The organism is Clostridium sp. CS001, from assembly GCF_020443565.1.
Lineage (GTDB): Bacteria > Bacillota > Clostridia > Clostridiales > Clostridiaceae > Clostridium_AD.
In genome coordinates this window covers 1-12,174 of the sequence record NZ_JAIZZN010000028.1, presented here as the reverse complement: position 1 = coordinate 12,174, position 12,174 = coordinate 1, and the positions used below count along the sequence as shown (strand labels likewise).

Genomic DNA, 12,174 nt, shown 5'->3' with positions numbered 1-12,174 from the left:
ACATTCCTTCACCAAGCGCGTCGCGCTAAGGTTCAGAAATGTTGGCAACACGAAACGTTGAACTAAACCGCTCTAGCGGTGGCAAGGTATTAGATAAACTCAAAATTCAGATAAAAGTAAAATTAATATAATGTTTTGTAACTCTTTTATATGTTTTGGCAATAATGCTAAATAAAACATATGGAGGAGTGATTTTATGTCTATATTAAAAGACAATATGACTATGGATTTACAGTTGAAAGGATTTAGTGAGAAAACACAAAAGACTTATATATCTCATGTTAAAGCTTATGCAAAACATTTTGGACAATCCCCAGATAACCTTGGAATGAATGAAATTAAACAATATCTACACTATCTAATTATGGAAAGAAAATTAAGTAAGTCTTATATTAATACTACATATAGTGCTTTGAAATTTTTCTATACCATTACTCTCGGCAGAGAGTGGGAAATGAAACAAATTCCTAGAGTGAAAAGAGATAAAAAACTACCTACGGTAATGTCAAAAGCCGAAGTTAAGAAATTATTTGATGCAACAACTAATATAAAACACAAAGCTATTTTAATGACAGTTTATGGTGCAGGCCTCAGAGTTAGTGAAGTAGCAAATCTTAAACCAAGTGATATTGATAGTGAAAATATGCAAATCCATATTCGATTAGCAAAGGGGAATAAGGATAGGTATACAATTTTGTCTAAGATTAACTTAATGATGTTAAGGGAATATTGGAAATTATATAGACCTGGGATTTGGTTATTTCCAAGTGTCAATCCAGAAAATCACTTAAGCACCCGGACAATGGAAAGAGTATTTGAACAATCAAAACAGAAAGCAGGAATAAAAAAGACTGCCTCAATTCATACCCTACGTCACAGCTTCGCTACACATATGCTTGAGTCAGGAGTTGATATTAATTATATTCAACTTCTTTTGGGACATACTAGTGTCAAAACTACATGTATTTATATTCATTTAGCAAGAACGGATGCCTTAAACTTTAAAAGCCCACTAGATACCTTCGGAGATAATAACAATGATTGAAGTTGCGAATATCTTTAAAGAATATGGTGAAGCCTACAGAAATAAATATAAACTTCCGCTGCAGCATTTAAAAGTTATGAGTGCAATTGAAGATTGCCGAACTTCAAAACTAGGAGGACATATTGAAGTATGTGATAAATGTAGACATATAAAGATATCCTATAATTCTTGTAGAAATAGGCACTGTCCAAAGTGCCAAAGCCTCTCTAAAGAACGATGGTTGGAGGCCAGAATGAAGGATTTAATGCCAATTCAATATTTCCACATAGTTTTCACTATTCCTAGTGAACTTAATGCGTTAGTACTTCAAAATAAAAAACTTCTATATTCTATATTGTTTAGAGCAAGTTCAGAAACTCTTATTGAACTTTCAAGAGATTATAAACATCTAGGTGCAGAAATAGGCTTTATATCTTTGCTCCATACCTGTTATTCCTACTTATTTATTATTCCGATTTTTATTCTGAGTTGCTTGAAATCATCATGTATAAACAAATGGAACCTGGTTTGGTTAAATATATCGGAATAATATATTGACTAACTATTTTAGCTTATGGAAAAACTTACAATAAGATAAAATAGGAGGAGTTAATATGGGACAAGTAACATTAGATGAAATAATCCAACAGGCATTAGATTTAATGAAAGATTTAGGTAATAGTAAATCTAATTTAATAAGATCCAACAATCGTCACTTTAGACATATTCAAAAATATTATGCTGAGCATGGTGAAACCTTGTTTAGTATGGATTTATTGGAATGTTATCAAAAATATCAAGAGAATCGGCTAAAGTGTAAACTAATAGGAAGTTGTTACTATACGGTACTGATTAGATCCGTCAAAATACTTATTGAAGTCTATCAGGCTGGTACATTTAAGTGGCAATACTATGGGTCAGGACCTAAGTTTAAGGTAAATTCATATTTTCAAAACTGTGCAGATATATTCTTAAGTACTTTGTACCGAAGCACGGAAACCAAGAGACATGTGGGTTCAAAAATTCAAAGATTTATGAATTTTCTTGGGAACAGGGGTCAAGAAAATTTTTCATTGTTAGCCTCAAGCGATTTGACAGAATATCTATCATTTATCTATCCATTTAATAAAGGAGACATGGGACATACCGTTCATGCATTGCGTATTTTTATTGATTTTCTTATTAGTAGTGGCATTGTGACAAATAAAAATTTAACTGCTCCATTACAAAAACCAGCGGCTCCCAGAAAACATGTAGCACCATGTTTTACACAAGATGAAGTCCTGAGAATTATGAATGAGGCAGACAGAAAGTCACTAATTGGCAAACGGGATTACGCTATAATGTATCTAGCATCACATACTGGGCTAAGAGCTATTGATATTGCAAATTTAAAGTTTAAAAATATTGATTGGATAAATGACAAAATCAACATTACCCAGAAAAAGACGGGTGGGTACTTATCTCTTCCACTGGAATCTAATACAGGTAATGCAATAGCTGATTACATATTAAACGCGAGACCTGAATCAGAATCAGAATATATTTTTTTAAGAATATTTTCTCCATATACAAAACTAGGTAACAACCGTTCTGTAGGTATTATTATTGAAAAATATATGAGAATGGCAAACATTATCCATAAAGCATATGATGGGAAAAGTTTTCATGCTTTACGTAGGTCAATTGCAACATGGATGCTAGAATCTGATATTCCGCTTTCAGCTATTTCACAGGTGCTTGGACATAAATCTATGAATTCAGCCAAGCCTTATCTTTCAATGAGCGAGAGAAAACTCTCTGAATGTGCACTCGGATTTGAATTCATCCCTATTGAGAGAGGGATATATTCATGAATACATTATTTAAAAGCGGATTAGCAGCATCTATGGAAGCCATGATAAAATACAAGGAGTCTTTAGGATATTCCAGAGTTACTTATGAACCATACTTCAGAATGATTGACAAATTTTGCTTCGAATATTACCCTCAAGAAGCTAGTCTAACAAAGGAACTAGTGTTGAAATGGTCGCAGTTACACCCTCGGGAACAACCCAATGGATTTAGAAGAAGAATGATTGCTATTCGTGAATTGGGAAAATATTTAAATACTGTTGGTATCGACGCGTATATATATCCTTCTGAATTCCTAAGTAAAACCCAAAGGTTCGAGCCATATATATTTACGGATTATGAATTAAAAGCATTTTTCAATGCCACCGACATCTTTCCTTGGAGTAAAAATGCTCAATACAATCATTATGTTGTACCAGTTATTTATCGATTAATTTATACCTGCGGATTAAGACCAGGTGAAGTAAGAAATATTAAATGCACAGATGTTAATCTATCAACTGGGAGGATCTATATACGTGAAAGCAAGTCATATAAAGACCGTATTGTAATCATGTCGAAAGACATGCTACTGCTGTGTAATAAATATGAAGAAACAATTAAATCAATATTTATTAATCGGGAATACTTCTTTACTAATTCAAAAGGTTCAATTATCGGCAAGCAGTCATTAATAGATCATTTTAAGAGATGCTGTACAAATGCAGGGATAATTTGCCCCCATGGGAACAAAAAAATACGAGTATACGATCTCCGTCATAATTATGCTACAAGAAGATTTATGAAATGGCTCGAGGAAGGGCGGGATTTATATACCGTATTACCTTATCTGAGCACATATATGGGACACTATGACTTTTCACAAACTTCTTATTATATTCACCTGATTCCTGAAAGGCTTATCCATTCAAAAGCAATAGATTGGAACCGCTTCTCAAATTTAATACCGGAGGTGCAGCTGTGATGAAAAAACTCAATGATGAAGGATTATTCCGGTTGATTCATGACTTTTTGAAAATATATATGCCCATTCAGAAACATACAAGTACCAACACTATTAAATCATACAAAGAAACTTTAAATCTCCTTTTCGATTACATCACAAAGGTTAAAGGCATTCGTATGGCTGATATATCATTCTCAAAAATCAATAGTCAAATTCTTTTCTGCTTTCTTGATTGGATTGAAAACGAACGCCATTGCAGCGTATCCACAAGAAATCAAAGATTAGCGTGTATACGTTCATTCTATAAATATGCTAGTACAATGGATTTCACCCTTATGGCTTATAGAAATGAAATCTTAAAAGTTCCACTCAAAAACGGTGATCACAAGAATATGGTAGTAAAATACATGTCCGAAAAAGCAGTAAAGGCAATACTAAAACAACCGGATATTAGCACAGATAAAGGCATTCGGGATCAGTTCTTCATGATTCTCATGTATGATACAGGTATAAGAGACCGTGAGATATTAGATCTTCACCTTAGAGATTTTGATGTTGAATCAAAAACTCCATGTGTTCATGTAACAGGTAAAGGCAATAAACAGAGAATCTTACCCCTCATGCCGAAAACCGTCGAGCATTTTAAGAAATATGTGAAAACCTATCATCTAGAGAATAATCCTGACCAATATCTGTTCTATACAGTAAGGCATAGAATAATTCAACAGATGTCTGACGACAACGTAGCAAGATTCATGGACATCTATAGCCGTAAAGCAAAGCTTGAATGCAATGAAGTCCCAGATAATGTATATCCACATATGTGGCGACACTCGCGCGCCCTTCATCTTTACAGGGCTGGAATGCCACTACCTCTGTTGGCAGAATGGCTGGGTCATGCACAACTGGAAACTACCCAGATCTATGCTTATGCCGATACAGAAATGAAACGGGATGCAATAAAAAAAGCAACGGATAAAATGAATCCCCTTATGGGAATAGAAGAAAAACCATGTTGGAAAAACGAAAATAGTGAAGATCTCATCAGAAAGCTCTACGGATTAAGATAATATTATTCCGATTTTATATATAAAGAAAACTCATAGTTAACTATATTTTGATACTTTTAACTTTTCAATGGATTAAAATCGGAATAATAAATAAGTAGGAATAACAAGTATTATTCCGACATCGGAATAATACCTGGGGACAGAATTTAATGGATCACCCTCATGTTCATTGTATAGTCACCGGAGGTGGTTTATCATTAGATTCTTCTAAGTGGATATCATGTAGGGAGGACTTTTTTATTCACGTTAAAGTTCTTTCCCGAGTATTTAGAGGGAAGTTGTTAGACTACCTAAAAAAATCATACTATTCTAATAAACTAAATTTTAGTGGCCAAATTAGCATCTTAGGAAGTAGACAGGAATTTAAAATACTTATAGATAAACTTTATAAAACAGAATGGGTAGTTTATAGCAAACCTCCATTTAAAAGTCCTGAACATGTGCTAGAGTATCTGGGAAATTATACTCATAAAGTAGCAATATCAAACAGTAGAATAACTGATTTAAAAGATGGCAAAGTTACATTTAAGTGGCGAGACTATAAAGATAATAATAATCCTAAATTAATGACATTAGATGCTTTTGAATTTATTAGAAGGTTTTTATTTCATATTCTACCTAATGGCTTTGTTAAAATACGACACTACGGAATTTTAAGCAATAGAAATAGGAAAACTAAGTTAGAAAAGTGTAAAAAACTTCTTGGAGTGCCTACTCAAAATAAGCTAAAGTCTAAAGTTAAAGAAACTTGGGAGGAACTACTTCTAAGGATTAGTCAAGTTGATGCTAGAATATGTCCTTGCTGTAGAAACGGACATATGGTACTAAAGGAAACTATATTTCCACATTCGGGTTCTCCACCGAATAAAAAAGCAACTATCGCTTAATTTTTTTTAATTATTAGTATTCAAGGGATAAGTGGGTCCTTTTTTAAGAATAACTGTTAATATAAAGGCCGTTATGCTAAAATATAGTAAATAGTTTTATATTTATTGATTTTTTGTTAGTTTATTTATGCATAATAGTTATAAATTAAAATTATTTTCTTTATTTAGGGGGAAAAGATATGGATTGAAATTCCATAGTGTAGTGCTAACGCGGCATCGTTCAACTAAAGTGTTTCTGAAATTGAGAATTATAATTTTTAAATCAGCTCCTTGGCTAATAAGGGGCTAGATTATAATTCACTCAACTTCAGAAACACTCCTAAGAGTTATATGAAATTCCCTGCATCAGGCCTCGCGTCCTGCGAGGATTTTGCAAGCAGGGCTTTGAGGGACTATTTTCATTATTGTTATATATTATGATGATTGCTAAAATAGATTTTTAAATCAATAGGGGGGTAATTAATTTGGACAAACATATGATTGGTAGGTGTGGAACATACTGTGGAGTTTGTGAATGGAGAGAAAAAACAAACTGCCCTGGTTGTCAAAAATGTAATGGTAAGCCATTTTGGGGAGATTGTTCAGTTGCAAAATGTTCAATTGAAAAAGGAATTCATCATTGTGGACATTGTTCTGATCTGCCATGTGAAGTATTAGTGGCTGCTTATAATACACCAGGACACGAGGACAATGGAGAGAGATTATTAAATTTGAAGAATTGGGCAAGTGGCAAAGAGGAGTATTTAGAATTAAGAACTTTGAAATCAGAAGACAAATAGAAATTCATTAAGTATCACAAACGACTCATAAGAGAAGACAGATTATATATACTGTATATAATCTATTAACATACGGATTGCAACCGTAAAAAGGGTGGATTTGAGGAGCCTTCGTCCATGATGGCTTTGGCTTCGCGGGGCAGGGAACTTCATATAACAAGGCACTCAAGTTCGCTTTGGCATTAAAAAAACTGCCAAAGCACATCCATTCACCAAGCCAAGTCTGGCTAGGTTCATGGACGTCTTGAGTGCAAAACGTTGTGCGCCGCGTTGCGCCATAAGTTCTGAGCTAGTAACTCAGACAAACGCGCCAGCTAATTTTAGCTGAACTATCCTGCTGAGTTCAGAGGTGAAATCCCTCTGACATACAGAGTTAATATCTTAGCCTATACTAAAAGATAGATAGTATGAACATTAATACTTCCCTGTGCTTCTACAACTGTCATTGTAGTTGGTACTAAGCGGGATGAAGTCGTAGCCTGATGACCTAACCCTTCGGGCATGGTCTATATGGAGCGGATGTCTGTAAGGTATGGTGAAGGAAACTGAATCTGTGGTTGAAGCTTCGTTACGCACTGCCAGTGAAAGCTGGAATTTTAGAAGAACTGTATATGTTACTAACGTTTTAACATATACTCTTTGGTTTGAAATAACTTTAGAAGATATCTTATAACTGTAACTCAAAAGATGTCTAGGTTTTCTCGGAGTATAGCAGGCACCTAACCTTTACATAAAAGGATAAGCAGGATGGAACACGGGAGAGCGCATAATTGGAGTTTGACAGAATGATGAATCTTATGCGAAGTCAGAGGTATCATAGTAGTCCGAGTTTAGGAAAGCTAAGCACATGGCGAAGGGTACCAGACAGATAAATATGAAATAAATTTTCGTTGAAGTTTAGAGTCTTTGAAATATAAGTAGTGTACCTTAGGTAATCCTATGCATTTAAAACACAACTTCAAGAGCGAAGCTGAACTTAAAGATAAACTTGATTTTATATATCTTAAAAGTTCTGAAGGTAAATCATTCCATGGAATTATAGAAGTTGCTTTTAATGAAGTAACTATTATTACCGCAATTCATAATATAAAATCCAATAAAGGTTCTAAAACCGCAGGTGTCGATAAAGTAGTGATTGATTCATATTTACAAATAGATAAAGACACTCTAATTCAGATAGTGAGAAAATCAGTAAATCAATACAAGGCGAAGCCAGCAAGAAGAAAATATATACAAAAGCAAAATGGAAAAATGCGCCCACTAGGAATTCCTACAATACTTGATAGGATAATCCAAGAGTGTATAAGAATAGTCTTGGAGCCTATAGCAGAAGCCAAATTTTATCCTAATAGTTATGGATTTAGACCATATCGAGCAACAAAACATGCTGTTAAGGATATAACTACTCTTATTAATGGAAGCAAGAAAAATAAACCCATATATGCGATTGAAGGTGACATTCAAGGTTATTTCGATAATATTAATCACAAAATTCTCCTAAAGAAACTTTGGAGAATTGGAGTCCATGATAAAAGAATTATTGCAATAATTAAAGAAATGCTTACCGCAGGATATATTGAAAGCGAAATACACCATAATACTGATACTGGAACCATCCAAGGCGGAATTATCTCGCCATTGTTGGCAAATATATATCTCAATTCCTTTGACTGGATGTTAGGTAAAATGTATCACTATCCTAAGCAAACTTGTAAATATTTAGAATCCGACAGAAGAAGGATGAAAAACAGAGGTGTACTACCTAAATTTCTTATCCGCTATTGTGACGATTGGATTATATTAACAACCAAAGAGCAAGAAGCCGCTAGGCTTTTAAAATACTTAAACAAGTATTTTAAGCATAAACTAAAGCTAGAACTCTCTAATGAGAAAACACTAATAACAAACCTAACGGTTAAACCAGCAAGGTTTCTAGGTTTTCTCATAAAAGCTGAATTACCAAGAAAAACTCCACAAAACCCTAATCCTCAAAATATAGTAGGCAAACCCTATCCAGATATGAGCAAAATAAAAGCTAAGGTTAAACTAATAAATAAAGAAATTAGAAAACTTAGAATTATGAAAACCACCCGAGAACAAGCTACGCATATTGAGAAGGTAAACTCTATGATTACAGGGGTAACTCAATATCATAGAACTGCAATATGCAGTAAGGCATTTAGCTACATTGATGATAAAATATTTAAATGTGCTAATGCAGTTTTCAAGAAAAAGTATAACAGAAACTATAATCAATATAAAGTACCTTTGGATAAATTAACAAATAGACCTCAAAGGCACAAAGGTTATAAATCAAAAACCTATGCAATTAAACATGAAGGAATGTATATTGGAATAACAAAAGCATTTCTTACACATAGCCAATGGGAACAATATTGTTTCAATCAAAAGACTACACCATATTCACAAGAAGGAAGGAACCTATATTTGCAGAAATACAAAATGAAGAAGAAACTTCCAATGGATAGACCACCACTTTACGATGTAGAAGCATTAGTACATCTTAAAGATGAAAAGCTAAATAATTTTGAGTATTTTATGAATAGGGAATATGCTTATAATAGGGATAAAGGTAAATGTAAAATATGTGGATGTTATTTAAACTCAAACAATAGGCACTGTCATAGAATTGATGGAGGTTTATTACTAAATAAAATAAATAAAGTGCCAAATCTAGCATGGTTGTGCAAAAGTTGCGATAAATACATACATGGAAATGAACTGCCGTTAGGCTATAATACTAGTAAAATCAAGAAAATTGAAAGGTATAAAGCTAAGCTAATATAAAATTTATTTCATGCACAAATCTATCGTGAGGTAGCTAAGTGTTGAAAGCCCAAAGAGGTAAGTAAGTTTATTTGTTGGCAAGCTGGATGCGGTGAAAGTCGCATGTCCAGTTTTGAGGCGGGGAAAAGGCGGAGATGACTTCAAATCCTTACCTATGCCTATAGTTGAAATGGCATATTAATAAAAGTGTTAGTTACGATTTAAGTTTTTTTATTAATAAATATTTATAGAATACTATAAAATAAACATAATGAGTATAATCAGACAATAAATATATTATCTTTTAATGAAAATATTTGATATAGGGGATGAACCCATGAAAAACTACTTGGATTTTCAAATAACAGATGACCTAAAAAAAGATATACAAGACTACTTTTTTAAATATGACAGGAAAGATACATTTGAACACACATTAGATGTAATTAATGAATTGTTTAAAATGAAGAATCAATTTGGAGGTATTGAGCCAGGGAGTGAAATTGCATGCTACTGCCACGATTTAGGAAGGGTTGTTAGTAGTGATAACATAATTGAATTTTGTGATGAAAATAGCATTGATATTTCTAATGAAGAGAAAGAACTTCCATCAATTTTGCATCAGAAAATATCATGTTTCATAGCTGAAAAAGTATTTAAAATAAAAGATGAAATGGTATTAAATGCAATCAGGTATCATTCAACTTCAAGAAAAAATCCCAGTATGACGGAAATAGAAGTGTTTTTAGCCGATAAAATGAGTTGGAATGAGGATGGGTATAAAGAATTAGCTAATGATATTAGACAAGCATTGAAGTATTCGAAGGAAAATGCAATATTATATTACTTATCTGACTTAAATAATAACAGTGAAAATTTAAAGTTATATCATTCACATTCAAGAGAAGCTTTTGAATTTTTTAGGCAGAAAGAATGAAAAGGTTTAATTAACGAATATAGTGTAGTGTAAATATGCCACTTCAACTAACAAAATGTTGCTGTCCGCCTTGTCTGGTGGGCTCTCTTTATATAGCTATGTGTAAATTTATGGTTTATGATCTATGTATAGGTTAACGGTTTAGCAATCGCCAAGGCACATTCCAAAACCTAAGATAGGAGCTATCTAAGGTTTTGGAACGTCAGCAACAAGAAACGTGTGCGCCATGTTGCGCAACAAGTTTGGATTAGTAATCCAAATGAAATGAGCTTACAAAGAATATTTTTGTAAAACTCTTCTATCAAATTCAGAGGTGAAACTCCTCTGCCGTGCAGAACTAACATCGTAGCACCGTAGGTGATAATTAATGCATACTAAAGCATGAGATGGCACGAGTGCTAATACTTCCCCATGCGTTTTATATCTGTAAATATAAAGGGTGTGAGAGCGGGATGAAGGCGTAGCTTGAAAATCTAAACCTATGCAAATAGGCATGATTCATAGATAGAGCGGGCATCCAGAACCTATGGTAAATGAAAGTGAAGTTATGGTCTACGCATCGTTATGTTGCCTTGCGAAAGCAAGAAAAGTTGAAGACGGAGTATATGCCTACGTTTTGCATATATCCCCTCAGATTTGAAATAATCTGAGTAAACACTAAATAACTATAGTTCAAAAGTGTTAGGGTTTTCCGGTGTAAAGTAACTACCTAAGGGTTCCAGTAAAAGGATAGATAGAAGGGAACGTGGGAGAGCCTTCATATGGAGCTATGCAGAGTTATGAAGTATGAAGGAAGTCAGCGCCATCATAGTAGTCAGAGATAGGGAGAGCCTATTACGTGGCAAAGGGTGGCAGACAAACGAATGATAACAACTTTAAACGTGAATTTGATAGTGCCTGAAATATTGGCTAACGAACCATAGGAGGTGTCCTATGCACTTAAACGGCAAATTCACATCAGAAAAGGAACTCAAGAATAAATTAGACTATATCTATTTAAATAGTCAAAAGGGACACAGTTTTTACGGTATTATAGAAGTTGCATTTAATGAAGTTACTATAATTACAGCAATACACAATATAAAAGCTAATAAAGGTTCACAAACAGCAGGAATTGACCAACTCAAGATGGACAAATACTTGCAAATGGACAAGGATTCTCTAATAAAGCTTATTAAAAACTCTGTTAAAAAATATAGACCAAAACCAGTTAAGCGAGTCTACATAGAAAAATCAAATGGTAAAATGCGCCCTTTAGGTATTCCTACTATTTTTGATAGAATCATACAAGAATGTCTGAGAATAGTGCTAGAACCTATGATGGAAGCTAGATTTTATCCGAATTCTTACGGATTCAGGCCATATAGGGCAACAAAACATGCAATTAAAGATATAATCAACCTAATTAACTGTAATAAAAATAATACGCCTATATACGCCATTGAAGGTGATATAAAAGCTTATTTTGACACCATAAACCACAGGCTACTATTAAAGAAGCTTTGGAAAATGGGAATTAGAGATAAGCGTGTATTATCAATAATAAAGGAAATGCTGAAGGTTGGATATATAGATAACGAATTGCATAGTATTACAAAAGATGGAACTGCGCAAGGTTCCACTATCTCACCGTTGCTTGCTAATTGTTATCTAAACAGCTTTGACTGGACTGTGGGAAGAATGTATCAAACTCCTGTACAAAAATGTAAATGTATAACGAACGATAGAAGAAGATTATCTCAACATGGTGTAAAACCTAAATATCTTGTGAGATACGCAGACGACTGTGCGCCACGAAAGCGTGGTAAGCAACTCGTAAGAGTGGCTTAATATAGCTGTGCTATACAGATGATGGAGGAAGGCCCTCCGAAATCGCCATGCAGGTGGAGA

10 protein-coding genes and 1 pseudogene are annotated in these 12,174 nt (G+C 33.8%); all 11 read left to right on the top strand.

From position 1 onward, the window contains the following. The first annotated feature begins 196 nt into the window (after positions 1-196). The 11 genes and pseudogenes from LGK97_RS15710 to LGK97_RS15660 all read left to right on the top strand — a co-directional run bounded on the left by LGK97_RS15710 (position 197) and on the right by LGK97_RS15660 (position 12,114). The gene (locus LGK97_RS15710) at positions 197-1,045 is read left to right on the top strand and encodes a tyrosine-type recombinase/integrase (protein ID WP_226260697.1); all 849 of its coding nucleotides are present in this window, start codon (positions 197-199) and stop codon (positions 1,043-1,045) included. Next, the gene (locus LGK97_RS15705) at positions 1,038-1,574 is read left to right on the top strand and encodes a transposase zinc-binding domain-containing protein (protein ID WP_226260696.1); all 537 of its coding nucleotides are present in this window, start codon (positions 1,038-1,040) and stop codon (positions 1,572-1,574) included. The genes LGK97_RS15710 and LGK97_RS15705 overlap by 8 nt, the downstream gene beginning before the upstream one ends. A gap of 64 nt (positions 1,575-1,638) precedes the next feature. After that, complete coding sequence (locus tag LGK97_RS15700; protein WP_226260695.1) at positions 1,639-2,880, top strand: site-specific integrase; 1,242 nt, start codon at positions 1,639-1,641, stop codon at positions 2,878-2,880. Next, on the top strand, positions 2,877-3,842 hold the full coding sequence (locus tag LGK97_RS15695; RefSeq protein ID WP_226260694.1) for a tyrosine-type recombinase/integrase: 966 nt from the start codon (positions 2,877-2,879) through the stop codon (positions 3,840-3,842). Before LGK97_RS15700 ends, LGK97_RS15695 begins: the two co-directional genes overlap by 4 nt. Then, the gene (locus LGK97_RS15690; protein WP_226260693.1) at positions 3,842-4,894 is read left to right on the top strand and encodes a tyrosine-type recombinase/integrase; all 1,053 of its coding nucleotides are present in this window, start codon (positions 3,842-3,844) and stop codon (positions 4,892-4,894) included. The genes LGK97_RS15695 and LGK97_RS15690 overlap by 1 nt, the downstream gene beginning before the upstream one ends. A gap of 152 nt (positions 4,895-5,046) precedes the next feature. Next, positions 5,047-5,545 (top strand): annotated as a pseudogene (locus tag LGK97_RS15685) (transposase); the annotation flags it as partial. Positions 5,546-6,245: 700 nt separating this feature from the next. Next, positions 6,246-6,560: a DUF3795 domain-containing protein gene (locus LGK97_RS15680; protein ID WP_226260691.1), complete on the top strand. Its 315-nt coding sequence runs from the start codon at positions 6,246-6,248 to the stop codon at positions 6,558-6,560. Between the two features lie 532 nt (positions 6,561-7,092). Further along, a complete protein-coding gene (locus LGK97_RS15675; protein ID WP_226260690.1) occupies positions 7,093-7,233 on the top strand; it encodes a hypothetical protein in 141 nt (46 codons plus the stop codon). 266 nt (positions 7,234-7,499) lie between these two features. Further along, positions 7,500-9,368: a group II intron reverse transcriptase/maturase gene (gene ltrA / locus LGK97_RS15670; protein WP_226260689.1), complete on the top strand. Its 1,869-nt coding sequence runs from the start codon at positions 7,500-7,502 to the stop codon at positions 9,366-9,368. Positions 9,369-9,684: 316 nt separating this feature from the next. Beyond that, the gene (locus LGK97_RS15665) at positions 9,685-10,284 is read left to right on the top strand and encodes an HD domain-containing protein (protein WP_226260688.1); all 600 of its coding nucleotides are present in this window, start codon (positions 9,685-9,687) and stop codon (positions 10,282-10,284) included. 933 nt (positions 10,285-11,217) lie between these two features. Further along, positions 11,218-12,114 (top strand): reverse transcriptase domain-containing protein, encoded by an 897-nt coding sequence (locus LGK97_RS15660; protein ID WP_226260687.1) that lies wholly within the window; start codon positions 11,218-11,220, stop codon positions 12,112-12,114. Positions 12,115-12,174: the final 60 nt, after the last annotated feature.

Coding starts and splice junctions, on each gene's coding strand:
- LGK97_RS15665 (WP_226260688.1), top strand. CDS start 9,685: ATGAAAAACTACTTGGATTTTCAAATAACAGATGACCTAAAAAAAGAT.
- LGK97_RS15675 (WP_226260690.1), top strand. CDS start 7,093: ATGGTGAAGGAAACTGAATCTGTGGTTGAAGCTTCGTTACGCACTGCC.
- LGK97_RS15710 (WP_226260697.1), top strand. CDS start 197: ATGTCTATATTAAAAGACAATATGACTATGGATTTACAGTTGAAAGGA.
- LGK97_RS15660 (WP_226260687.1), top strand. CDS start 11,218: ATGCACTTAAACGGCAAATTCACATCAGAAAAGGAACTCAAGAATAAA.
- LGK97_RS15695 (WP_226260694.1), top strand. CDS start 2,877: ATGAATACATTATTTAAAAGCGGATTAGCAGCATCTATGGAAGCCATG.
- LGK97_RS15705 (WP_226260696.1), top strand. CDS start 1,038: ATGATTGAAGTTGCGAATATCTTTAAAGAATATGGTGAAGCCTACAGA.
- LGK97_RS15700 (WP_226260695.1), top strand. CDS start 1,639: ATGGGACAAGTAACATTAGATGAAATAATCCAACAGGCATTAGATTTA.
- ltrA (WP_226260689.1), top strand. CDS start 7,500: ATGCATTTAAAACACAACTTCAAGAGCGAAGCTGAACTTAAAGATAAA.
- LGK97_RS15690 (WP_226260693.1), top strand. CDS start 3,842: ATGAAAAAACTCAATGATGAAGGATTATTCCGGTTGATTCATGACTTT.